Below are 25,035 nucleotides of genomic sequence, written 5' to 3' on the forward strand. Positions count from 1 at the left end.
CCTGTCGGCCCGGGCGCCATCAGCCGGTGGCGTCGATTTCCGCGAAGGACCAGGACGCAGCGGGCATGGCCGCCTGCCGCCCGGGTGCCTCGCCGGGATTCGCGTCCAGCCACTGATCAAGATAGCTGACGAATGTCGATCGAGCGATGTCCTCGGCGCCCAGACTGGCCAGGTGAGGCGTGTGCATCTGGCAGTCGATGAGGCGACCGTCGCCACGCTGCATGGCGCCGGCGAGTGACACCAGGGCAACCTTGGAGGCATCGGCGGTGCGCGAGAACATCGACTCACCGAAGAACACCGGTCCCAGGGCGATACCATAGAGCCCGCCCACCAGCCGGGCGTCGTGCCAGACCTCGATGGAATGGGCCGCACCCAGAGTATGGAGTCGGCAATAGGCGTCACGCATGGCCTCGGTGATCCAGGTGCCGGGCTCGCCATCACGAGGGGCCGCACAGGCCTCGATGACGTCCCTGAAGGCGCGATCGGCAGTCACGTCGAAGCCGGCGTTGCGCAGGCGCTTGGCCAGGCTGCGGCGCACCCTCATGCGCTCCGGGAAGAGCACCATGCGGGGATTCGGGCTCCACCACAGCAGCGGCTGGCCGTCGCTGTACCAGGGAAAGATGCCGCGTCGATAGGCCGCCAGCAACCAGTCTGGACTCAGATCGCCACCGGCCGCCAGGAGGCCATCCGGCTCATCCAGTGCCGTCTCGACCGCTGGAAAACCAATGGGGTGCTCGGGAAGCCAGGGCAGCATGGGAAATCTTTCCTGTTGTAAATTCGCCAGTGTGACGCGACGAAAAGCGCGACTCAAGTCGCAAGCCCCCTGTGACGGTGCGGCCAGGCTCGGTATGATTGGCGCCTATGGAATCTGGAAGACGCCATGAGCGCAAGGGGATGCCCGCTTGACTGCCAAGAAGAAGACCACGCCGCAGAGTCGTGCGGCGAATGCCAAGGAAACGGCCAGGCGCTTTGGCCTGCGTCTGCAAGGATCGGTGCGTGAGGGTGTGATCATCCTGTTGCTGGCGGCCTGTGTGTTTCTGCTGCTGGCCCTGTTCAGCTTCGACCCGGCGGACCCTGGCTGGTCGCGCAGTGGCCCGGAGACGCAAGTCAGCAACTGGATGGGCGCCATCGGCGCCTGGCTGGCGGACGTGTTGTATTCGCTGCTGGGCGCCAGCGCCCTCTGGTGGCCCGCCATGCTGGGGTATGCCGCCTGGTGGCTGATTCGCTCGCGCCAGGTCACCTTTCAGTGGGATGCCACCCTGCTGGCAGTGCGTTGCGGTGGCCTGCTGCTGCTGTTGCTCGGCACCACGACGCTGGGGGCGCTGCATTTCTATCGTCCCGACAGCCCCCTGCCTTACGCAGCCGGTGGCATCCTCGGCGAGGGTCTGGTCGGGGCCCTGCTGCCCCTGGTGGGTAGTGGCGGTACCTCGCTGGTGGCCATGGCGGCGATCCTTTGCGGCGTGCCGCTTTTCACCGGGCTTTCCTGGCTGTTCATCATGGATGAAGTCGGGGTGCGCGCCGTCGCGGTCTGGCAGTGGCTGGTGGCGCGCTTCGCCCCGAGACGCGAAGCGGAAGAGCGTGACGCCGACGCCTCGGACCCGCGTCGGGCGCCCGCGGCAGATGCCGACCCGACCCCGGCCGATACCCCACAGGCGGAAGCAGAGCATGCCGCCGATACCCAGGGTGGCGCCTGGTGGCGCCGTCTGGTGCCGGGCCTGAGTGCCGAGCGGGGGCCGGAGCTGGCGTCCGCGGGGCGGCGGGATCCCGGTTTCGGCAATGACGGCGAGACCGATATTCCCTGGGAAGTGCCCGAGCGCACGCCATCGGCCAAGCGGCCGGAAGCGGCCTATACGGCTCAAGAGCCACAGGAGCCGACGCTGTCGATGTCCGCCACTTCCGACGACGCCGGGCCCGCGAGCCGTGGGATGTCGCTGAGCGCGACCCGGGACGAGGCAGCGTCCGGCGCGGCCCGGACCTCCGCCGGCGAGTCCGCCGACACGCCGGCCACACCGGCTGGCAACGGGGCCGCGCCGACCGCGTCCGAGCATGCCGGGGCCGCAACGGCCCGCGCCGCCGACTCGGCGGATAGCAGCAGGGCGCAGGCGGACGCGGCAGCATCCCCGGCCGTCGCGTCGGGTCGCAGTGCGGGCGTACAGGAACGCGATACTGCCAGCGAGCCAGCCGAGGCCCCGGCTGACGCGCGGCAACCGGCAGAGCCCCGGGCGCCTGAGGCGGATGAACCGAGCACGGCGCAGCCAGCGTCATCGCTTGGCGAGCAGGCCGCGGCGGAACCAGCATCCCCGGCAGCAGACGGGCCATCAGCGCCCGAGACGCCTGCCGCTCGGGCGTCCGACGGTTTTGACCAGACGGCCGAGCCGCGTGAAACGGCGACCGCGACGCCAGCCGCGTCGGACCAGGATGCACCCTGGAGCAGCGACGCTGCGGGCGATGGCAGCGAAGCGTCGACAGCCGAGCATGAAACCGCTGCCACGGCGCCCCGGGAGCCAGACGCACGTCGCGTTCCGGAAGTGGTCCCCGAGCCGATTCTGCCCGACGATGATGACCTGCCGGCTGTCATGCCCGGCGCCACCACGTCGTCAGCGTCTTCCGCTGCCGCCGGCCGTGCAGCCACCGAGCACCGGGTAGCAGGGCGTTCGGACCAGGGAACGCATGACGTCGACACCGCACCGGGCGCAGACGACGCGACGCCGGCAGGGGAGGCCGACGCCGGTCGGCCCGCTGCACCGCACGCCACCAACGGCAAGCAGGATGATGCTTCGCCGCAGACGGCAACGGCCGAGCAGGGCCGTGATGCGGCGTCGAGTGCTGGTCCGGCATTGTGGACGGTCGAGCACCTGCAGAATCAGCGACCGTCCTACGAGGAATTCTCCGAGCCCGACGGCGAGCTGCCCAGCCTGCGCCTGCTGACGCCAGCCGAGCCGCATCAGCCCAACTACACCAGTGAGCAACTGGCCGACATGGCCGAGCTGCTCGAGACCCGTCTGCGCGAGTACGGTGTCAAGGCCGAGGTCGTCGACACCTGGCCGGGGCCGGTGATCACGCGCTTTGAGATCAAACCGGCGGCCGGGGTCAAGGTCTCCAAGATCAGCAACCTGGCCAAGGACCTGGCGCGCTCCTTGATGGTCAAGAGCGTGCGGGTGGTCGAGGTCATCCCGGGGCGACCCACGGTGGGTATCGAGATCCCCAATCCGCATCGCGCCATGATTCGCCTGCGTGAGGTCATCGACTCCGATCGTTACCAGAACGAGGCTTCGGCCCTGACGCTGGCCCTCGGTCAGGACATCGGCGGTGGCTCCGTGGTCGCCAATCTGGGCAAGATGCCGCACCTGCTGGTGGCCGGTACCACCGGTTCGGGCAAGTCGGTCGGGGTCAATGCCATGCTGGTGTCCATGCTGCTCAAGGCGCAGCCCGAAGATGTGCGCATGATCATGGTCGACCCCAAGATGCTGGAGCTGTCCGTGTACGACGGTATTCCGCACCTGCTGGCGCCCGTGGTGACCGACATGAAGGAAGCCGCCAATGCCCTGCGCTGGTGCGTGGCCGAGATGGAACGCCGCTACAAGCTGATGGCGGCCATGGGCGTGCGCAACATCGCCGGCTTCAACGAGAAACTCGACGAAGCCGAACAGGCCGGCGCCCAGGTGGCGGATCCCCTCTGGGAGCCGCAACCCTGGGAGATGCACCAGGATCCCCCGGTGCTGGAAAAACTGCCGTACATCGTGGTGGTCATCGATGAGTTCGCCGACATGTTCATGATCGTCGGCAAGAAGGTCGAGGAGCTGATTGCGCGTCTGGCCCAGAAGGCACGTGCCGCCGGTATTCACCTGATCCTGGCCACCCAGCGGCCTTCCGTGGACGTGGTGACCGGTCTGATCAAGGCCAATATCCCGACCCGCATGGCCTTCCAGGTCTCCTCGCGGGTTGACTCGCGCACCATCCTCGATCAGGGGGGCGCCGAGAACCTGCTGGGGCATGGCGACATGCTCTACCTGCCCGCCGGCGCCGGCATGCCGACGCGCGTTCACGCCGCCTTCGTCGATGATGACGAAGTGCATCGCATCGTCGAGGACTGGAAGCGGCGTGGCGAGCCGGAATACATCGAAGAGATCCTGTCCGGCGGGGTCTCGGCGGATGCGCTGACCGGTCTGGAGTCGGAGGGCGGCGATAGCGGCGATGCCGAACAGGACGCGCTCTATGATGAGGCCGTACAGTTCGTTACCGAAAGTCGCCGGGCGTCGATCTCCGCGGTCCAGCGGCGCCTCAAGATCGGCTACAACCGGGCAGCCCGCCTGGTCGAGGCCATGGAAACCGCCGGTGTTGTCTCTACCATGGGCAGCAACGGGGCACGTGAGGTACTGGCCGGGCCGCCTTCAGGAGACTGACCGGCCGGATCGTGCAATCACCATGCAAGCTCGGGCGGGACGGCAACTCGCCCGAAGGATTGGAGTCCGAATGTTACACGGACGCCTACAGGATCTGCTCTGGGAGCCTATATCATGAAATGGAACACCAGCCTCGCCGCCGGCGCCCTCCTGGCGCTATCTCCGCTGGCGGCGCTTGCCAATGAGGGAGCCGAGCGGCTGACCCGCATGCTCGAGCAAGTCACGACCTACACCGCCGACTTCGATCAGAAGATCCTCGACAGTGGTGGTCAGCGCCTTCAGGAAGCCTCCGGCCAGATGTGGCTGGCGCGCCCGGGACGTTTCCGCTGGGAAGTGGATGCGCCCTATCAACAGATCGTGGTCTCGGACGGCGAGGAAATGACCCTCTATGACCCGGACCTCGAGCAGGCCACGGTTCAGCCGCTGGACGAGCGTGTGACCCACACCCCGGCGTTACTGCTCTCGGGAAGTGCCGATGAACTGACCGAAAGCTATGAGGTGACACGTTCCCAGCAGGGCACGGCCGAAACCTTCACTCTGATACCGAACAACCCGGATACGCTCTTCGAATCCCTGAAGATGACTTTCTACAGTGAGACCCTGGGCCGACTGCAGATGACCGACAGCACCGGCCAGCGCACTGCCATCGAATTCGACAATGTCGAGCAGAATGTCGAGATCGCGGATTCCCGTTTCTCCCTGGAGCTGCCCGAAGGCACCGATGTGATCGAACAGACACGCAGCTAGCAACAGTAGCCTCCAGCTCATCACCCCCGTCGAGTGTGCTCGGCGGGGGTGATGTCGTATACGGCCCATCGTTACAGCCGATGCGCCAGGCGTCCCCTGAGCAGCAGGGTCGCGCTCAGCAGGACCCCGCCGAAGATGAGCAGTGCGGGCCCCTCGCCCAGCGCGTCCATGAGCCGACCGGTGATCACCACCGGCAGGCTGAAGCCGAGGTAGGCCATCAGGAAGAAGCCGGCACTGGCTCGCGAATGTTGACCGTCGCCCGCATCCAGCACACCACTCAGCCCACCCAGGTAGATGAAACCATAACAGGCACTGCTCGCCGCCAGTGCGCCGGCCAACATGACCATCAGGCTGGCTGTCAGGGCTCCCCAGACCAGCAGGGCATAGGCCAGGGGAAGAATCAGCAGGCCCAGCCGTACCGCGGCCGCTGCCGACATGCGCCGAGCCAGGGGCTGAAACAGCACACCACCACTGCAGATGCCGAGTGTCGCGAATCCCGACCAGGCCGAGAGGCCATGCCCCTCCAGAGTGGCGGGAAACAGCGCGATCACCAGCCCCACGCTGGCCCAGGCGAGCAGTATCGCCAGGCTGAAGGGCAGACTACCGGGTGGGAAGGCCGGCAGTCGTAACAGGCGCGAGCGCGTGCTGCTGTCGTGGCGCTGTGGTGCCAGGCAGACGACCAGCAACAGGGCAAACAGGGCGGCCACCAGGTAGCCGGGCAGGCTGGGTGGTGCCAGGCTCGGAGCGCGCAGCAGGCACAGGCTGGTCAGGGCGGCGCCCAGCCCGAATCCCAGGGAAGTGCTGGCGGTAACCCAGGTGGTGGCCTGGCGGCTGTCCCGGCTGCCGACAATGGCCAGCATCCAGCCCGGGGCGGCAATGGAGGTCAAGGCGGCTGCCACGCCCAGCACCAGGCGCGCTATTGCCAGGCTGATGATGCCGGGGGCGATCCAGGTCAGGGCGGTGGCCGTCGCACACAGGCAGAGTGCTGCCAGGATCAGGGGACGTGGTCCGGTGCGTTCGGGCAGCCCGCCGAACATGATCAGCACCGGCAGGATGCCCAGCACATAGGTGGCGAAGGCGAGTGTGGTAGCCGTGTGGCCAAGCCCGTCATGGGCGGCCAGCGCCGCATAGTAAGGGGCCTGAAGGTTGACGGCCGAGGTGATCACGCACAGCGCGATCGCCAATTGCAAGGCAGCAGGAGAGCGCATCGAAGCTCCGTGGTCAGGGTGGAAAAGGCAAGGCTCTCACTGGCCGTATCGCAGAGTAAGGTACAATCCCCGACAGTTTTGCAGGAACTGTGCAGGCTTTTTCCGTAACAGTGGGCATCGACATGCAATGGCAGATTGAACTCGATCATCAGCGGCCCCTGGTGGAACAGCTGGTCGAGCAGCTCGAGAGTGGCATCCGCCAACCTTCGGCGCCGGGCAGCCGGTTGCCGTCGATTCGCCGGCTCTCCGCCGAGCTTGGCGTGAGCCGCAACGTGGTGATCGAAGCCTATGAGCGCCTGGTGGCCACGGGCAGGGTGCGTTCGCGTCAGGGCGCCGGGTTCTTCGTGGCGGCACGCGATGTCGATCGCCATGAGCAGGGAGCGCGGGATGGCATGGCCGATGTGTCCAGCGCCATGTGGGACCTCTTCCAGGACCCCGGCGACGGCCTGCGGCTGGGGTGTGGCTGGTTGCCCATCGAATGGCGGGACGACGCGGTCCTGGCACATGCCGTGCGCCAGGTGACCCGCCACTCGGCCAGTGGCCTCTTCGATTACAGCACGCCGCTCGGCGCCCCGGAGCTTCGCGCCGTGCTGCAGGAACGCCTGCGGGGGCTGGCGATCGATGTCGAGGCCAACCAACTACTCATGACCGGCGGCGCCACCCAGGCCCTGGATATCATTGTCAGGTGTCTGTTTCGGCCCGGGGATACGGTGCTCGTGGAGACGCCGGGCTATTACAATCTGTTCGGTCTGCTGCACCTGAACCGGATCCGGGTCGTTGGCGTGCGACGTAACGCCGACGGGCCCGATACGCAACACCTCGAGGCAATGATCGAGGAACATTCCCCCAGGGCCTTCTACTGCAACAGTGTCTTTCACAACCCCACCGGGTCGACGCTGAGCCCTGCGGTGGCCCATCGGGTGCTGCAATTGGCGGAACGTCACGACATGCAGATCATCGAGGATGATATCTATGCGGACTTTCAGCACCATCCCACACCACGGCTTGCCTCGCTGGACGGCATCGATCGGGTGCTCTACGTGGGCAGCTTTTCCAAGAGCCTGTCGTGCTCCCTGCGGGTCGGCTACATCGCCGCGGCGCCCGGGCTGATCGGGTCGTTGGTCGACGTGAAGATGCTCAGCCACATCGCCACGTCACCCTTTGCCGAGCAGTTGGTGACGACCCTGCTGCGCAATGGTGGCTATCGCAAGATGATGGAGCGCCTGCGCATGCGTCTCGGTGAGCAGTCGGCCCGGGCACTGCGCTGGCTCGAGCAGGGTGGCTGGGAGGTCTATACGGTGCCGGAGGGCGGCATGTTCCTGTGGATACGCCATCCCCGGGTGCATTCCTCTCGTCTGCTGGTGGAGGCCGCCGGCCAGCTCGGCATTCGCCTGTCGGCGGGCGACGTCTTTCTGGCAGCGGAGGGGGACACTCCCTGGCTGCGCCTGAATGTGGCCTACACCGAGGATGCTCGAGCCAGGCAGTTCCTGACGGCACTTCGCTGAGCCATGCTCAGGCCTGATCCGCGGCGTCATCCAGGCTGGCTCGCCAGTCGAGCATCTGTCGATAGCGTTTCTCCTGGCCGTATTCGGTCGGCTGGTAGAAGGTCTCGCGGGGCAGGTCCTGCGGCCAGCAGTCGTGGTCGCGGCCGGCAGGGTAGCCGTTGGGTTCGTTGTGGGCATAGCGATAACCTTCACCATGACCCAGGGACTCCATGAGGCTGGTCGGCGCGTTGCGCAGATAGGTCGGCACCTCGAGGCGTGGCTGGGCGGCGGCAAAGGCCCTGGCGCGGTTCCAGGCCTGGTCGACGGCGTTGCTCTTGGGCGCTACTGCCAGATGGGTGGCGGCGTGGGCAATGGCCCGCTGCCCCTCGTAGTCGCCCAGGCGCAGATAGGCGTCCCAGGCGGCCATGGTCAGTGGCAGGGCCTTGGGATCGGCGTTGCCGACGTCCTCGGAGGCGATGGCGGTCAGGCGGCGAATCACGTCCAGCGGGTCGCCGCCGCCCTGGATGAAGCGCGCCATGTAGAGCAGGGCGGCATCCGGGCGTGAGGAGCGTATCGATTTGTGAATCGCCGACAGCAGGTCGTAGAAGTGGTCGCCCTGCTTGTCGAAGGCGCTGGTCTGATGGCCGATGACGTCTTCCAGGGCGGCGCGTGGCAAGTGTTCGCCGTCGCCGTGGGGTTCGGTAAAGTCGCAGGCCGTTTCCAGCAGCCCCAGGGCGCGTCTGGCATCCCCTGCCGCGGCCCTGGCCAGCAGCTGGAGTATCTCGTCATCGACCCGAATGTGCCGTTCGCCCAGTCCACGGTCTGCGTCGGCCAGGGCGTGTCTGAGCACCTCGGCGACGTCGTCATCGGTCAGGGCCTTGAGGACATGCACCCGGGCGCGGGAGAGCAGTGCCGAGTTGACCTCGAAGGAGGGATTCTCGGTGGTGGCCCCGATCAGGATCAGCAGGCCGGACTCCACGTGCGGCAGCAGGGCATCCTGCTGGCTCTTGTTGAGGCGATGAATCTCGTCGAGAAACAGCAGGGTATGGCGATCCTGGCCCTGTGCGGCGCGGGCGCGTTCCACGGCTTCGCGGATGTCCTTGACACCGGCCATCACAGCCGAGAGCCTTTCGAGGTGGGCATTGGATTCTTCCGCCAGAATCTCGGCCAGCGTCGTCTTGCCGGTGCCCGGTGGCCCCCAGAGGATCATCGAGCGCACCACACCGGTCTCGACCATGCGACGTATGGGTTTCTCCGGCCCGACCAGTGCCTGCTGGCCTACATAGTCGGCAAGCCGCCGAGGTCGCATGCGCCAGGCCAAGGGGGCGTTCTGATCGGAGGTGGCTTGCTGGAACAGATCCATGTCGAGCTCCTTGAGCGGCCGATTGAAAGACATGATATGTCAAAGTGGGCAAGATTGGCTGTCAGGGTCTAGCTTGATATGGCGTTGTCCGTCCTGGGATCTCGGCGATCGGGAACCCCTGACCGTAAGGTACAGTCCAATTCCTTGTGCCTTCGATTCATGGCCAATCAAAAGGAGGCCTTCGCCATGCCTATGCTGAACCAACTGCGCCAGGATCATGCCAACATGGCGCGCATGTTGCACGTTCTGCAGATCAAGCAGAAGACCCTGGCCGACGGTGAGCGTCCCAACTTCCAGCTCGTACGCGAGGTGGTGGATTACATTCTCGACTACATGGCCGGCTTTACCCTGCCGCTGGAGGAGGTCTGCTCGGAGCGGCTGCGCGAGCGTGCCCCGCACTGCGAGGAGATCACCGACAGCCTGTCGAAGGATTATCGTGCCCTCAAGGCACGCCTCAAGCGCCTGTCCAATGACCTGGACATGATCCTGATGGATGCGGTGGTCCCCATGGACACCTTCGCCGATGACCTCAAGGGCTATCTCGAGGCCCACCGTCATTATCTGCGCAACGAGCGCGAGCATCTCTTCCCGTTGATTCGCGAGCACTTCGATGACGAGGACCTGGATAAACTGGCCGAGGCGCTGCCGGCGGGTGCCGCAGCGGAACTGGAGCGCCTGCAGGCGGCCTATCCGGAGCTGTACGCCGAACTCCGGGAAGCACCCGACCCCACAGCCTGATCGCCTTCAGCCCTGACCCTGCCCTGAGGTAGAATGCATCGCAGCCGATCAGGAGCCGCGATGCCATCTTCCCCTCACTCACCCCATCGACCTCGACCCGCCACTGTGTCCCCGGCTCATCAGGAGCCGTGGCGCAGTGGTGCCGCGCCGGGCGCGGGGCCCATACTGGTATTCGACTCCGGTGTGGGCGGGCTGTCGGTCGTCGAGTCGCTGCGTCGGCAGCTGCCCGACGCCGGTCTGGCCTATGCCTGCGACAATGCCATGCTGCCCTACGGGGTGCGCGAGGACAGCTGGCTGGTGGAGCGCATTCTGCGGGTCTGCCAGGCAGCGGTCGAGGCCAGTTGCTGTGCCGGACTCATCGTGGCCTGCAACACGGCCAGCACCCTGGCGCTGGACGCATTGCGCGAGCATCTCGCCGTACCGGTGGTGGGGACGGTACCGGCGATCAAGCCCGCCGCCGGCATGAGCGAAACACGTCATATCGGTCTGCTGGCGACCAGCGCGACCGTGGCGCGACCCTATACCCGGCGCTTGATCGAGCAGTTCGCTGGCGACTGCCGGGTAACTCGCATCGCGGCCGACCCGCTGGTAGCCGAGGCCGAGCGCTGGGTCATGGAGGGGCAGTTCGACGCCGAGGTGCTGCGGGACAGCCTGGCCGTGCTGAGCGACACGCCGAAGCTGGACACCATGGTCCTCGGCTGTACCCATTTTCCGCTGCTCAGACAGGCGCTGACCGATGCCGCGCCGCGTCCACTGCGCTGGGTTGACTCCGGTGATGCCATCGCCCGGCGTGCCGGCCAGATCATGCCGCGTCACGCCGCCCGGACGGAGGACGAGGTCGGCTGGGTGACGGCCCCCTCCGCCGCGCTGCAGCATGGCCTGCGTCGCTTCGGCTTTCAGCGGACGCGGACCCTGTCCCTGCCTTGATGGGCCGGGCCTTGTGGCCCCGATTTTTCACCATCCGACTACTCGATCCCAGGAGCCGCCGTGGCCATTCCCGTTGTCGATCCTCCGCGCTATGAGCAACAGCTCAACGCCAAGCGCGACCATATCATCGAGACCTTCGCTGCCTTTTCGCCGCCGCCCCTGGAGGTCCATGCCTCGCCGCCCAGTCATTACCGCCAGCGCTGCGAGTTCCGGCTCTGGCATGACGGCGATGATCTCTACTACGCCATGTTCGACGCGGATCCCGAGGAGCCCGGCAAGAAGCGTGTCGTGCGGCTGGATCAGTATCCGGTGGCCGGCCGTCGCATCAATGAGCTGATGCCGCGCCTGATCGAGGCCATACGCGACCGGCCTCTGCTGCGTCATCGCCTGTTTCAGGTCGAGTTCCTGACGACCCTGGACGGCGAAGCATTGGTCACCCTGATCTATCATCGCCAGCTCGATGAAGACTGGGACGAGGCGGCCCGGGAACTCGAGTCGCGGCTGGGCATCATGATCATCGGCCGGGCCCGCAAGCAGCGCCGGGTGCTGACCCGGGACCATGTCTGGGAATGTCTGGAAGTCAACGGACGTGACCTGCATTATCAACAGATCGAGAACAGCTTCACGCAGCCCAATGCCGAGATCTGTCGTGCCATGCTGACCTGGGCCCAGGAGGTCACCGCTGGCAGCCAGGACCGTGACCTCGTCGAGTTGTATTGTGGTAACGCCAATTTTACGGTGGCACTGGCTGGCAACTTTCGCCGTGTGATGGCCACGGAAATCTCGCGTACCTCGGTGGCCAGTGCCCGGGAAAACCTGCGGGCCAACGGCGTCGACAACGTCACGATAGGGCGCATGTCGGCCGAGGAATTCTCACAGGCCCTGAAGGGCGAGAAGGGGGGGCGCCGCGTCGAGTCCTGGGCCCTGCATGAATACGACTTCTCGACGGTCCTGGTGGACCCGCCCCGGGCAGGGTTGGATGTGCAGAGCTGTTATCAACTCAGCGAGTACGAGCGTATCGTCTATATTTCATGCAACCCGGATACGTTGGCGCAGAATCTGCAGATACTGGTACAGACGCATGACCTGAGCCGTGTTGCTCTGTTCGACCAGTTTCCCTGGACGGACCATTGCGAATGCGGGGTACTGTTGGAACGACGCGCTGATTGATGCCGTCGACGCCAATGGCCGTGCGGCCCGTTGGCGTTGCTGCTCGGCCTGACAAGGGCGCGAGCTTGTCAAGCGGGATGCGCAACCGACATGCACCATGAGCAAGCAGGCATGCGACTGGGGAGAATGCGATGTTTGGCGTAATCTCGGGGTTCCGTGGAGCCTGATGCTCCCAGCGACTAATGTTTTTTCGGCCGCCGACGGTGGCCTCTGGCAGTCGAGGTGATTGATGCAACACGTCACACAGGAGGAGACCCGGCAGGATCTTCTCAAGCAGCTCAAGGAACGCTTGGAAGCCCGCCTGGACAAGGACAAGGCCGATGCGGTCGACGACTTTGCTCACCTCTTCTATGCGTCGGTGCCCCTGGAGGACCTGGCCGACCGGCGCATGGACGACCTCTACGGCGCGACGCTCTCGGTTTGGCACTTCATCCAGCAGTTCGACCCTGATGCGCCCAAGGTCAGGGTGCTCAATCCGGACTTCGAGGAGCATGGCTGGCAGTCGACGCATACCTTCATCGCCGTGTTGCATGAGGACATGCCGTTTCTCGTCGACTCGGTGCGGGTCGAGCTGAATCGGCGTGGCATGACGATTCACGCCATCCACAATGCGGTCCTGGCCGCCGGGCGGGATGATGAACATCGCCTGACGCGGGTCGTGAACCCGGAGGAAGCCGACGCGGCGGACAGCCGCGAATCCCTGATTGCCATCGAGATCGATCGCCACTCGAATCCGGCCGACCTCGAGGCCATCGAGCACAGCCTGCAGGAAGTCCTGCACGAAGTGCGCACCGCCGTCGGCGACTTCGATCCCATGCGTGACCAGGTCCGGGCGGCTATCGCCGAACTGGAAGCGATGCGGCCATCGCAGATCGATGCGCAGGATCAACGCGAAGCGATCGAGTTCCTCAACTGGGTACTGGAAGACAATTTCACCTTCCTGGGCTACGACGAATACGCGGTCATCGAAGACCAGGGACGGCCGCGTCTCGACAAGGTCGAGAACAGCGAGCTCGGCGTATTCCGCCTCGACAGCCCCCGCTATCAGGAGCGCATTCGCACCGACCTGGGGGTCCAGGGAGACCAGTATGTGCCGCTACCGCAACTCATGTCCTTCGCCAAGAGCGCGTATCATTCGCGGATTCATCGGCCGACCTATCCGGATTACATCTCCATCGATCGGTACGATGAGCAGGGCCGGGTGATCGGCGAGCGACGCCTGCTGGGCATGTTCACCGCCACGGTCTACAACGAATCGCCGCGCAACGTGCCGATCCTGCGCCGCAAGCTGCAGGCGGTGATGGATATCGCCGGCTTCAGCTCCAAGGGCCACAATGGCAAGCAGTTGCTGCAGATCCTGGAGGTCTATCCGCGCGACGACCTCTTCCAGATCGATACCGATGAGCTGGCCCAGACGGCCCTGGGCATTCTCGACATTCGCGAGCGTCGGCGCGTGCGCCTGTTCATCCGCGAGGATACCTTTGGCAAGTTCTATTCATGCCTGGTGTTCGTGCCGCGGGATGTCTTCTCCACCGAGTTGCGCGTACGTCTCCAGGCGCTGCTGTGCGAAGAGCTGGATGCCACCTCCGGCGACTTCAATACCTATCTGTCCGAGTCGGTGCTGGCCCGCATCCAGTTCATTCTGCGCTTCAATGGCGATACGCCGAGCGATTACGACATCAAGCGCATCGAGGAGAAACTGGCCAAGCTGGCCCGCAACTGGCGCGATGACCTCCACAACGCGGCCATCGAAGGCTTCGGCGAGGAAAGCGCCAATCATCTGATGAGCCGCTTCCGCGATGCCTTCCCGGCGAGTTATCGCGAGGATTTCTCGGCGCGCACCGCCGTCTATGACCTGCAGCACATAGGTGAACTCGATGACGGCGCGCCCCTGGCCCTGTCGCTCTACCGGCTGATCGAGGAAGAGGGCAGTGGTGTCAACCTCAAGCTGTTTCATCGTGATGCGGCCATTCCGCTGTCCGATGTCCTGCCGATGATGGAGAACCTGGGGCTGCGGGTCCTCGGCGAGCGCCCCTACGAAGTCCAGGCCACCAATGGTGACTACTGGATTCATGACTTCACCCTGGAGCATCACACCAGCGTCGAGATGAACCTGCAGGAAATGCGGGGCCCCTTCATCGAAGCCTTCCAGCGTATCTGGGCTGGTGCCGCCGACAACGATCCCTTCAACCGGCTGATCATCGGGGCCAACCTCGACTGGCGCGAAGTCGCCATGCTGCGGGCCTATGCGCGCTACCTGAAGCAGATCCGCTTCGGCATGTCCCAGGCGTACATTGCCACGACGCTGGGCAGCTACCCGGCCATCACCCGCGAGCTGGTCACCCTGTTCGAACTGCGCTTCGACCCCTTCGAACGGCCCGATGAGGGTGACACAGAGGACTGTGAAGCCCGCATCCAGGCACTGCTCGATGAGGTGCCGAGCCTCAATGATGACCAGTTGCTGCGTCGGTACATGGAGCTGATCAAGGCCACGCTGCGCACCAACTACTATCAGCGCGATAGCGCCGGCGGTTTCAAGGACTACCTGTCCTTCAAGCTGGAACCGTCGCGGGTTTCGGGCATGCCCAAGCCACGCCCGGCCTATGAGATCTTCGTCGGCTCGCCACGGGTCGAGGGCGTTCACCTGCGCGGTGGCAAGGTTTCGCGGGGCGGCCTGCGCTGGTCGGATCGCCAGGAAGACTTCCGCACCGAAGTGCTGGGGCTGGTCAAGGCTCAGCAGGTCAAGAACGCGGTCATCGTGCCGATGGGCGCCAAGGGCGGCTTCGTCTGCAAGCGCATGCCGGAGGGCGCCGACCGCGAGACCACTCAGCAGGAAGGGATCGCCTGTTATCAGATCTTCATCCGCGCCCTGCTGGATGTCACCGACAACCTGGTGGACGGCGAGGTCGTGCCGCCGCGTGACGTGGTGCGCCATGATGACAACGACCCCTATCTGGTCGTGGCCGCGGACAAGGGTACCGCGACCTTCTCGGATATCGCCAACGAGATTTCCATCGAGTACGGCCATTGGCTGAGCGATGCCTTCGCCTCCGGTGGTGCCAACGGCTATGACCACAAGGGCATGGCAATCACCGCCAAGGGCGCCTGGGAGTCGGTGAAGCGTCACTTCCGTGGTCTGGGCATCAACACCCAGGAAGACGAATTCACCGTGGTGGGCGTCGGTGACATGGCCGGCGATGTCTTCGGCAACGGCATGCTGCTGTCCGACAAGATCCGTCTGCTGGGGGCCTTCAACCACCTGCACATCTTCGTCGATCCGACCCCGGATGCCGCGGCGAGCTTTGCCGAGCGCCAGCGCCTCTTCAATCAGCCGCGCTCCAGCTGGGAAGACTACAATGCCGAGCTGATCTCCGAAGGTGGCGGCATCTTCTCGCGCAGCGCCAAGTCGATCACCATCACGCCGCAGATGAAGAAAGCCTTCGGCATCTCGGCCGACAAGTTGTCGCCCAATGACCTGATCCATGCCATGCTCGTCGCCAGGGTCGACCTGTTCTGGAACGGCGGTATCGGCACCTATGTCAAGGGCTCCGAGGAGAGCGATGCCGATGTCGGCGACAAGGCCAATGATGCCCTGCGCATCAATGGCAGCGAGCTCAACTGCCGCGTCGTCGGCGAGGGCGGCAACCTCGGCCTGACGCAGCTCGGTCGCATGGAAGCCGCCGCCCGCGGCGTGCGGGTCAATACCGACTTCATCGACAATGCCGGCGGCGTGAACTGTTCGGACCATGAGGTCAACATCAAGATCCTCATCGACGAGGTGGTGACGCGTGGCGACATGACCGGCAAGCAGCGCAACCAGCTGCTGGCCGACATGACCGATGAGGTCGGCGAGCTGGTGTTGCACAGCAACTATCGTCAGACCCAGGCGCTGGATCTGGCCGAGATCCTCTCGCGCCAGGGGTTGGGGCCTTTCCGTCGCTTCATCAGCGAGCTGGAAGCGGCCGGGCAGATCGACCGCGAGCTCGAGTTCCTGCCCTCGGACGAGGCTCTCCAGGAACGGGCCCAGAACAACCAGGGCATGACGCTGCCCGAGTTGTCGGTGTTGATCTCCTATGCCAAGAGCGTGCTCAAGGGCGACCTGATCGCCTCGGATGTGCCGGACGACCCGACCATCATCCGCTTCGTCGAGCGTGCCTTCCCGAATGTGCTCAACGAGCGCTATCACGACGAGATGTACGAGCACCGCCTGAAGCGCGAGATCGTCGCCACCCAGGTGGCCAATGATCTGGTGGACTACATGGGCATCGTCTTCGTGCGTCGCCTGATGGACTCCACCGGGGCCAGTCGTGCGGACATCGCCCGGGCCTACGTCATCGCCCGTGACAGCTTCCAGCTGTCGCGTCTCTGGGAGCAGGTCGAGGCGCTCGACAACCAGGTCTCGACTCAGGTGCAGTACTCGATGATGCTCGACCTGATGCGCCTGATCCGGCGTGCCACGCGCTGGTTCCTGCGGCAACGCATGGGCATGAACACCCGCGACACCATCGACTACTTCTCGTCGCGCCTGACTCAGCTGCAGGACAACATCGGCAAGCGTCTGCGCGGCGAGGAACAGGAGCACTGGTCGGCCCGTCGCAAGGAGCTGACCCAGGCCGGTGTGCCGGATGCCCTGGCCTCCAGCGTCGCCGCCTCGGCCAGCCTGTACACGGCTCTCGGCATCATCCAGACGGCTCGCCAGACCGACGAGAAGCCACAGCGTGTGGCGGAGGTCTTCTACGAGGTCGGGGCCCGTCTCCAACTGCCCTGGATCATTCAGCAGGTCACGCAGCTCGAGGTGCGCGACAGCTGGCAGGCCAAGGCACGGGATACCTTCCGTGACGACATCGATCGTCAGCAGCTGGCACTGACCGCCAGTGTGCTGGGCATGCAGGGCGGGCCGCGCGATAGCGCCGAACGCGTCAGTCTGTGGCTGGGCCAACATGAGGCCATGCATGATCGCTGGCGGCATCTGCTCGATGAGGTCGGCGGTGGCAGCCAGGGCGGCTTCCCGCTGTTTGCCGTGGCGGTCCGCGAGCTGGTCGACCTGGCCGATAGCAACAGCGAAGAATAAGCCCGGCATAAATACCGGGTGCAAACGACAGCAGGGGCGCCGCAATGGCGCCCCTGCTGTGTGTCGGTCGGGCTGGTCGGTAGGGTAGCCGTATTCCTGCCTTACAGCAGGAATACCGTTGCCAGCCCCAGAAAGGACATGAAGCCCACCACGTCGGTCACCGTGGTCAGCACCACCGAGCCGGAAAGCGCCGGGTCGATCCCCATGCGCTTGAGGACCAGCGGGATGACGATGCCCGCGACCCCTGCCGCCAGCATGTTGATGATCAGGGCAGCGGCGATGATCGCGCCGATGGCCAGGTTGCCGAACCACAGCACGGCCAGCAGGGCCACCACCATGGCCCACAACACGCCGTTGAGAGCGGAGATGCCCACCTCCTTGCGCAGCAGCCAGTTACTGTTGGTACGGCTGATCTGACCCAGTGCCAGGCCGCGGATCGCCAGGGTCAGCGTCTGGCTGCCGGCGATGCCTCCCATGCTGGCAACGATCGGCATCAGCACGGCCAGGGCGACCACCTTGTCCAGCGCATCCTCGAACAGGCCAATGACCCAGGCGGCCAGGAAGGCGGTCAGCAGGTTGATGCCGAGCCACACGGCACGCCGTTTGGCGCTGGGCAGCACCGGGGCGAAGAGATCCTCTTCCTCGTCGAGGCCGGCCATGTTCATCAGGGCCTGCTCGGAGTCCTCGCGGATGACGTCGACGATGTCATCGATGACGATACGGCCCAGCAGGATGCCTCTCTGGTTGACCACGGGCGCCGAGACCAGGTCGTGGGTCTGGAAGAGGGTGGCCACGTCGCGCGACTTCATGCTGCCCTGGATACTGTCCACATCCGGGTCCATGAGGTCGGCTACGGCCATGTCCGGGTCATTGGCGACCAGGCGGGCAAGCGACAGCACGCCGACGAAGTGTCCGTTGCGGTCGACGACCATCAGGGCATCGGTGTTGTCGGGGATGTCTTCCTTCCAACGCAGGAAGCGCTGCACGGTCTCCAGGCTGACGTCGGCACGCACGGCAATGGTGTCGGTACGCATCAGGCGGCCGACGCTGTCCTCCTCGAAGGCCAGGGTCTCCTTGAGCCGCGCGCGCTGCAGTTCGTCCATGGAACGCAGCATGTCCTCGGCGACCTGACGCGGCAGGTCCTCGAAGAGTTCGGCCAGGTCGCTGGTATCCAGTCCGGCGGTGGCCGCCACGATTTCCTCGTGGTCCATGTCCTCGAGCAGGGTGGTGCGCACCTCATCATGGACATGCAGCAACACTTCGCCGTCCACGGCCTGGGGGACGCGCTCCCAGAGGCGAATGCGTTCATTGGGCGGCAGGGACTCGAGTAGCAGGGCGACCTCGGCCGGTTCCAGGTCGGCGATGACGTCATCGACCCATTCCAGTCGTTCCTGCTCCAGCGCCAGGTGGATGCGCGACAGGCGGCTTTCCAGTGTCTCGGTCGTATCGGTCATGTCCATCTCCCTGGAGGCCCATCATCTGGAGGGCGAGTCCGGCCCGCCCGATCCTCCCAGTAGACCATAAAAGGGCAATGACGTGGCAGTGTCATGGCGTGGCCGGCCGAGCGGGTTCGTCCCGCGGGGGTGGCTGCGCTATACTGCGCGCCCGTCTTGTTCGCCCCTTGTCAGGAGTTGCCATGTACTCGCTTGCTCGCTCGTTGCTGTTCCGTCTCGAGGCGGAAAAAGCCCACGGCCTGGCGCTTTCCACCCTGGACATGGCCCATCGAGCCGGGTTGGCGCGACACCTGGGGGGCACGCCGGTGTCGGACCCCGTCACCCGGATGGGCCTGGAGTTTCCCAATCGAGTCGGGCTGGCCGCCGGGCTCGACAAGAACGCCGATCACCTGGAGGCCCTGGGGGCGCTGGGCTTCGGTTGCGTCGAGGTGGGCACGGTGACGCCCAGGGCCCAGAGCGGCAATCCCCAGCCGCGCCTGTTCCGCCTGCCGCAGCAGGGCGCCATCATCAATCGCATGGGCTTCAACAATGCCGGGGTGGACCACCTGGTGGAACGTGTCCGACGCGCGCGCTTTCCCGGTGTGCTGGGTATCAATATCGGCAAGAACCTGACCACGCCGGTCGAGCAGGCCGTGGACGATTATCTGTATTGTCTGCGTCATGTTCATGCCCACGCGCATTACATCACCGTCAACGTGTCCTCGCCGAACACGCCGGGGCTGCGGGATCTGCAGTTTGGCGAGCAGCTCAATCGGCTGCTCGGCACCTTGCGCGAGGCAGGCAGTCGACTCGACCAGGCCGCCGGGCGGCGGGTTCCACTGGCCGTGAAAATTGCCCCCGACATGAGCGAGGCAGAGGTCGACACCCTGGCGCATTGCCTGCAGGCCAATGACATCGATGCCGTCATTGCCACCAATACCACGCTGTCGAGAGAGGCCGTGGCCGGCCTGCCCAATGCCGAGGAAGCCGGTGGGCTGTCGGGCAGACCGGTCTTCGAGCCCTCGAATACCATTCTCCGGGTGCTGAGGGGGCACCTTCCGGATCTGCCGATGATCGGCGTGGGGGGAATCGACAGCGGTGACGCGGCCGTGACCAAGCAGCGGGCAGGGGCGGACCTGGTACAGCTCTACTCGGGCTTCATCTATCGCGGGCCCGGTCTGATCGGCGAATGCGCAAGGGCTCTGCAGGCAGCAAAAAGCCCATGACATTGTCATGGGCTCGACGGGTCGTCATCATGTCGGACGAAATGGTGGTGGTTACCCGGCCACCATGGGGTTCTTGTGAATGCCGGACACACCCGTCATGCCCGACCACTGGTCCCCGCGACCCTCACGCCAACCGCTCATCCAGTATTCCCGTAGATCGATGTCCTGGCTCGGGCAATCATCCCGCGACCGGCCTGAAACACCTGCCTTGTAGCCATGCACATAAGCTCGCTGGAAGCGATCACGTTTTTGTCGTTTCATAGGTCTACCTCGTGATGAAGGTGCCGAATTGGGTTTTACGCAGCGGCCCGCGAACCACTTCGTCGAACCCGAGTAGAGAGCCTGAAAGCGCGCCCGTGATGGATGTCGATGGGGCGTGGCTCGTAAACAAGACCATCAGGTTGAATATTGAGTAGCACCGCGAAGGTGGCTACTCATTTATGGATAGACCAATGGGGTCGATTCTGTCGACCGAAATCTGTCATCCAGCCTACATTATCCTGACATGAACCAGCCGGTTGCCCGGCAACGCCGATGGACGATCCATGACCGAGAAATCAACCACGACGCCTCATTCTTTCCTGGCCACCTGCCCCAAGGGCCTGGAAGGCCTGCTGAGTGACGAGCTCAGCGCCCTGGGAGCGACCCCCGTCAAGACCACGGTGGCCGGGGTGCATTTCGAGGGCGAACTGGTCGCCGCCTATCGCGCCTGCCTGTGGTCACGGCTGGCCAACCGTGTGGTGTTCTGCTTGTTGCGTGAGGAAGGGGTCGAGACCCCGGAGCAACTGTGTGACGTCAGCGCCTCGATCGACTGGGCGTCCCAGCTGAGGCCTGGTGCGACACTGGCGGTGGACTTCCACGGTCGCAGCGATGCCATCCGCCATACCCGCTTCGGCGCCCAGACCGTCAAGGATGGCGTCGTCCAGCGCTTCGCGGCAGAAGGGCGGCCACGGCCCGTGGTCGACCCCGAAGCTCCGGACCTGCGAATCTACTCCCTGCTGCATCGCGGCCGCTTGACCATCGGTATCGACCTCTCCGGCGAGAGCCTGCATCGACGCGGCTATCGTCGCGGAGCGGGCCATGCCCCCTTGAAGGAGAACCTGGCCGCGGCGCTGTTGATACGCGCCGGCTGGCCGGACATGGCGCGTCAGGGGGCCGCACTGGTCGATCCCTTGTGTGGCGCCGGAACCCTGCTCATCGAGGCGGCCCTGATGGCCGCCGACATGGCGCCCAACCTGCACCGGGAGCGCTTCGGTTTCGAAGGCTGGGTCGGCCATGACGCTGCCTGCTGGCGCGAGCTCAAGCGCGAGGCCGAGGCGCGTGCCAGTATCGGGCGCAAGCGCTGCCGCAATCAGCTGTTCGGCGCCGATCGTAGCCCGCCCGCGCTGGAGGCCGCCAAGGCCAATGCCATGCGCGCCGGCATCCCGGCCCTGATCGAGCTGAAAGGCGCGGCCCTCGGCGAACTGGAACGGCCCGCCGATCTGCCGGAGGGTCAGCATGGCCTGCTCATGACTAATCCGCCCTATGGCGAGCGGCTGGGCGAGCTGCCGGAGCTGGTCGAACTCTACGGCCAGCTCGGCGAGCGGGCGCGCCACGCATTTCCCGGCTGGCGTCTGGCCCTGTTCACGGCCAATCCGGATCTGGGGCACCGTACCGGACTGCGGGCCCACAAGCATTACTCGCTGAAGAACGGTCCCCTGGATGCGCGGCTGCTGCTGATGCAGGTGCCGGACGATGCCGCGCCATCCCCGGCGTCCGACAAGGACACGGCCCCTGACAAGCCCACGGCATCGGCCCGGCCGGCGCGCAGCGAAGGGGCGCAGATGTTTGCCAATCGGCTGCACAAGAACCGTAAGCGTCTGAAGAAATGGCTGAAGCGTTCCGGGGAGAGCTGCTATCGGCTCTATGATGCCGACATGCCCGAGTATGCCCTGGCCATCGATATCTATGCCGATCGCGTGCACGTACAGGAATATGCCCCGCCGCGTTCGGTGAATGCCGACCAGGCCCAGAAGCGTCTGCACGAAGCGCTGGGGGTTATGCCCGAGGTGCTGGGGGTCGACCCCGGCCGGATCGTCATCAAGCGTCGTCAGCGACAGTCCGGCCGGGCGCAGTACGAGAAGCAGGCGGCCAGTGGCGAACGCTTCGAGGTCCAGGAAGGCCGCGCACGCCTGTGGGTGAACCTGCGCGATTACCTGGATACCGGTCTGTTTCTCGATCATCGTCCGGTACGCCGCATGCTGGCCGAGATGGCCGAAGGCAAGCGTTTCCTCAACCTCTTCTGCTATACCGCGGCGGCCTCTGTACAGGCGGCTCTCGGCAAGGAACAGGGACGCGGGGCCACTGACAGTGTCAGCGTCGACCTGTCCAACACCTATCTCGACTGGGCGCGGGACAACTTCAGCCTGAATCGGCTCGATCCCGCCCGTCACCGCGTGGTGCGTGATGACTGCCTGCACTGGCTGGAAACCGCCGGTGGCATGTTCGACGTCATCTTCCTGGACCCGCCCACCTTCTCCAATTCCAAGAAGATGGCCGAGAGCCTGGACATTCAACGCGACCATGGCCGCCTGGTCAGGCTCGCCATGGCCCGCCTGGAGCCCGGCGGCACTCTGGTGTTTTCCAACAACCAGCGGCGCTTCAAGCTGGATGCCGACCTGGCGGCGAGCTTCGACGTTCAAGACATCTCGGCACAGACCTTTGACCCTGACTTCCAGCGCCGTCCGGACCTGCACCATTGCTTCTTGATTCGGCATCTTGAGGGTGAGGGGTGAATGGTGAGGGGTGAATAGTGAGGGGTGAGGGGGCTAGCGGATGATCGAGCTGAGGCTGTACACGACAGCCGGTTGTCACCTGTGTGAGGCGCTGGAGGCCTGGCTGGCCCGGCTGGCTAACGCCGAGGTACGGCTCGAGCGGGTGGAGGTCGCCGAGGATGACGCCCTGGTGGCGTCATACGGGACGCGTCTGCCGGTGCTGGTGGATGCGTCGGGGCGTGAGCTGGAGGGGGGATACGAGCCGGCTCGTCTGGCCGCCTGGCTGGCCGAGCGGGACTGGCTGGACTTGGTCGCATGGCACGAGCTCACGCTGTCCGAAGACAGCGACGCAACGCCGGTGCGTGGGGCGGTCATGCGGGGCGGGCGCCGTTATCTCGGTGACTGAAAGGCCGAAGGTGGCAGCCAAAAGGGGCCCGCTCGAACGGGCCCCTGGCGGGTGCAACGGGCGGTCCCCTTACATGTTCGGGTAGTTGGGGCCGCCGCCGCCTTCGGGGGCTACCCAGGTAATGTTCTGGGCCGGGTCCTTGATGTCGCAGGTCTTGCAGTGCACGCAGTTCTGGAAGTTGATACGGAACTGCGGCTGGCCATCATCTCCCTCGACGACCTCGTAGACACCGGCCGGGCAGTAGCGCTGGGCCGGTTCGTCATACTCGGGCAGGTTGTCGCGGATCGGCAGCTCGGGGTCGGTCAGCTTGAGGTGGGTGGGCTGGTCTTCCTCATGGTTGGTGTTGGACATGAACACCGAGGAAGCCTTGTCGAAGGAAATCTTGCCGTCGGGCCTGGGGTATTCGATCTTCTCGCACTCGGCGGCCGGCTTGAGTCGGGCATGGTCCGGCGTGGTGTCATGCACCCGTGGCAGCTTGCCGCCGGTCAACTGGTCCAGGAAGTTGAAGGCGCCACCGCCGACGGTGCCGTACTTGTGAATCGCCGGGCCGAAGCTGGCGCTTTCCTCCAGCTCCTTGTAGGCCCAGCTGGCCTTCCAGCGCTGCTCGAAGGCGGTCAGTTCGGCGCCGCCCGTGTCGCCTTCGTCAGCCGCCGCGATGGCCTCGAAGACGCTCTCGGCGGCGACCATGCCGGATTTCATGGCCGTGTGCAGCCCCTTGATCTTGGCGAAGTTCAAGGTGCCGGCGTCGCAGCCGATCAGCAGGCCACCGGGAAAGGTCATCTTCGGCAGGCAGTTGAGGCCGCCCTTGGCAATGGCCCGGGCGCCGTAGGCCACGCGCGATCCGCCTTCGAGATACGGCTTGAGCACCGGGTGATGCTTCATGCGCTGGAATTCATCGAAAGGCGAGATCCAGGGGTTCTGGTAGGCCAGGTCCATGATCAGTCCGACCACCACCTGCTGGTTCTCGGCGTGATAGAGGAACCAGCCGCCATGGGTGTGCTTGTCCAGCGGCCAGCCGGAACCGTGGAGGACCAGGCCCGGTTCGTGCTGTTCGGCCGGCACGTCCCAGAGTTCCTTGAGGCCGATGCCGTAGTGCTGAGGGTCCTTGCCGGCATCGAGCTGGTAGCGCTCGATCAGCTGCTTGCCGATATGGCCGCGCGCGCCCTCGGCGAACAGGGTATAGCGGGCGCGCAGTTCCATGCCCGGCATGTACCCATCCTTCGGCTGGCCGTCGGCACCGACGCCCATGTCGCCGACGACGATGCCCTTGACCACCTCGTCTTCGACGATCGCCTCCTGGGCCGCGAAACCGGGGAATATCTCGACCCCCAGCTCCTCGGCCTGCTCGGCCAGCCAGCGGCACAGGTTGCCGGCGCTGATCACATAGCGCGTGGTGCCGTCGCCCGTGTTGTGCATCGTCTTGGGCACCAGGGCATTGGGCAGTTTCTGGGCTTTGTCGGCATCCTTGAGCAGATAGAGCTCGTCGCGTATGGCGGGTGTGGTCAGGGGGGCACCGCGATCCGCCCAGTCCGGAAAGAGCTCATCCAGCGCCCGGGGTTCGAAGACCGCACCGGAGAGGATGTGTGCGCCGACTTCCGACCCCTTCTCGACCACACACACGGTCAGTTCCTGTTCGGCGTCATTGGCCTGCTGCATCAAGCGGCAGGCGGCGGCCAGGCCCGACGGCCCTGCGCCGACGATGACCACGTCGACTTCCATGCTGTCGCGCTCAAGCTGTTCTGTCATTATCCGGTCTCCTCCTGACTGATGCCCTGCACGGGGTCACCCGTGGCGGGCAACCCTGGTTGCCATGCCAATGTAATTGATTGTTGGATTTTAGGATGTTCCATGCCGGGCATGATAGCGGCAATGAGGCCTGCGTTGCGATGGTCGGCGTCATTCGCAATTTGCTGGAGCCGCCGGGATTGTGGCGTTCATCCCGGCTATGGCACATTATCCGGGTTCTGGTGGCCAGGCCTGATAAACGCTTGCCTGAAACATATAAGAGTATGTCGATCGGTTCCAGGAACCACTATCGTGAAGTTCCTGGCGAGCGAGGTCCGCCTCGCCATTATCCGGTTCCGAGACTGAACCAAGCGAGGACAA

At 65.0% G+C, this 25,035-nt stretch carries 16 protein-coding genes; 10 read left to right on the forward strand and 6 right to left on the reverse strand.

Annotated features, from left to right (window positions below):
* Positions 1 to 19: 19 nt before the first annotated feature.
* Positions 20 to 754, reverse strand: coding sequence for a leucyl/phenylalanyl-tRNA--protein transferase (gene aat, locus HHA01_RS03600; RefSeq protein WP_141317806.1), 735 nt, complete (start codon positions 752 to 754; stop codon positions 20 to 22).
* Between the two features lie 148 nt (positions 755 to 902).
* On the opposite strand from aat, the gene HHA01_RS03605 reads away from it, so the two are divergent.
* Positions 903 to 4,403 (forward strand): DNA translocase FtsK, encoded by a 3,501-nt coding sequence (locus tag HHA01_RS03605; RefSeq protein WP_246053801.1) that lies wholly within the window; start codon positions 903 to 905, stop codon positions 4,401 to 4,403.
* A gap of 114 nt (positions 4,404 to 4,517) precedes the next feature.
* Positions 4,518 to 5,150, forward strand: a complete 633-nt coding sequence (gene lolA / locus HHA01_RS03610) for an outer membrane lipoprotein periplasmic chaperone LolA (RefSeq protein ID WP_141317808.1) — start codon at positions 4,518 to 4,520, stop codon at positions 5,148 to 5,150.
* Between the two features lie 71 nt (positions 5,151 to 5,221).
* Here the strand turns inward: lolA and HHA01_RS03615 are convergent, their stop codons facing one another.
* The gene (locus tag HHA01_RS03615) at positions 5,222 to 6,358 is read right to left on the reverse strand and encodes an MFS transporter (RefSeq protein ID WP_141317810.1); all 1,137 of its coding nucleotides are present in this window, start codon (positions 6,356 to 6,358) and stop codon (positions 5,222 to 5,224) included.
* Positions 6,359 to 6,480: 122 nt separating this feature from the next.
* On the opposite strand from HHA01_RS03615, the gene HHA01_RS03620 reads away from it, so the two are divergent.
* A complete protein-coding gene (locus HHA01_RS03620) occupies positions 6,481 to 7,863 on the forward strand; it encodes an aminotransferase-like domain-containing protein (RefSeq protein ID WP_141317812.1) in 1,383 nt (460 codons plus the stop codon).
* 7 nt (positions 7,864 to 7,870) lie between these two features.
* Here HHA01_RS03620 and HHA01_RS03625 read toward each other — a convergent pair whose 3' ends face one another.
* A complete protein-coding gene (locus HHA01_RS03625) occupies positions 7,871 to 9,205 on the reverse strand; it encodes a replication-associated recombination protein A (protein ID WP_141317851.1) in 1,335 nt (444 codons plus the stop codon).
* Positions 9,206 to 9,397: 192 nt separating this feature from the next.
* Here HHA01_RS03625 and HHA01_RS03630 point away from each other — a divergent pair, with 192 nt between their 5' ends.
* The 4 genes from HHA01_RS03630 (at position 9,398) to HHA01_RS03645 (ending at position 17,111) form a co-directional block, all read left to right on the forward strand.
* Positions 9,398 to 9,943 (forward strand): hemerythrin domain-containing protein, encoded by a 546-nt coding sequence (locus tag HHA01_RS03630; RefSeq protein WP_141317853.1) that lies wholly within the window; start codon positions 9,398 to 9,400, stop codon positions 9,941 to 9,943.
* 105 nt (positions 9,944 to 10,048) lie between these two features.
* Positions 10,049 to 10,870 (forward strand): glutamate racemase, encoded by an 822-nt coding sequence (murI, locus tag HHA01_RS03635; protein ID WP_246053802.1) that lies wholly within the window; start codon positions 10,049 to 10,051, stop codon positions 10,868 to 10,870.
* 60 nt (positions 10,871 to 10,930) lie between these two features.
* A complete protein-coding gene (trmA, locus tag HHA01_RS03640) occupies positions 10,931 to 12,040 on the forward strand; it encodes a tRNA (uridine(54)-C5)-methyltransferase TrmA (protein WP_141317816.1) in 1,110 nt (369 codons plus the stop codon).
* Positions 12,041 to 12,269: 229 nt separating this feature from the next.
* A complete protein-coding gene (locus HHA01_RS03645) occupies positions 12,270 to 17,111 on the forward strand; it encodes an NAD-glutamate dehydrogenase (RefSeq protein WP_141317818.1) in 4,842 nt (1,613 codons plus the stop codon).
* A gap of 101 nt (positions 17,112 to 17,212) precedes the next feature.
* Here the strand turns inward: HHA01_RS03645 and mgtE are convergent, their stop codons facing one another.
* A complete protein-coding gene (mgtE, locus tag HHA01_RS03650; protein WP_141317820.1) occupies positions 17,213 to 18,565 on the reverse strand; it encodes a magnesium transporter in 1,353 nt (450 codons plus the stop codon).
* A gap of 182 nt (positions 18,566 to 18,747) precedes the next feature.
* On the opposite strand from mgtE, the gene HHA01_RS03655 reads away from it, so the two are divergent.
* Entirely contained in the window at positions 18,748 to 19,770 is a 1,023-nt protein-coding gene (locus HHA01_RS03655) for a quinone-dependent dihydroorotate dehydrogenase (RefSeq protein ID WP_141317822.1), read from the forward strand.
* A gap of 51 nt (positions 19,771 to 19,821) precedes the next feature.
* Here HHA01_RS03655 and rmf read toward each other — a convergent pair whose 3' ends face one another.
* Positions 19,822 to 20,031 carry a ribosome modulation factor gene (rmf, locus tag HHA01_RS03660; RefSeq protein ID WP_141317824.1) on the reverse strand — a complete coding sequence of 70 codons (210 nt, stop codon included), beginning with the start codon at positions 20,029 to 20,031 and terminating at the stop codon, positions 19,822 to 19,824.
* 284 nt (positions 20,032 to 20,315) lie between these two features.
* Here rmf and rlmKL point away from each other — a divergent pair, with 284 nt between their 5' ends.
* Positions 20,316 to 22,544 (forward strand): bifunctional 23S rRNA (guanine(2069)-N(7))-methyltransferase RlmK/23S rRNA (guanine(2445)-N(2))-methyltransferase RlmL, encoded by a 2,229-nt coding sequence (gene rlmKL / locus HHA01_RS03665; protein WP_141317826.1) that lies wholly within the window; start codon positions 20,316 to 20,318, stop codon positions 22,542 to 22,544.
* 40 nt (positions 22,545 to 22,584) lie between these two features.
* Positions 22,585 to 22,929 carry a glutaredoxin family protein gene (locus tag HHA01_RS03670; RefSeq protein ID WP_141317828.1) on the forward strand — a complete coding sequence of 115 codons (345 nt, stop codon included), beginning with the start codon at positions 22,585 to 22,587 and terminating at the stop codon, positions 22,927 to 22,929.
* Between the two features lie 69 nt (positions 22,930 to 22,998).
* On the opposite strand, the gene HHA01_RS03675 is transcribed toward HHA01_RS03670, so the two are convergent.
* Positions 22,999 to 24,675 (reverse strand): electron transfer flavoprotein-ubiquinone oxidoreductase, encoded by a 1,677-nt coding sequence (locus HHA01_RS03675; protein WP_141317830.1) that lies wholly within the window; start codon positions 24,673 to 24,675, stop codon positions 22,999 to 23,001.
* Positions 24,676 to 25,035 lie beyond the last annotated feature (360 nt).

The organism is Halomonas halmophila (genome assembly GCF_006540005.1).
Lineage (GTDB): Bacteria > Pseudomonadota > Gammaproteobacteria > Pseudomonadales > Halomonadaceae > Halomonas > Halomonas halmophila.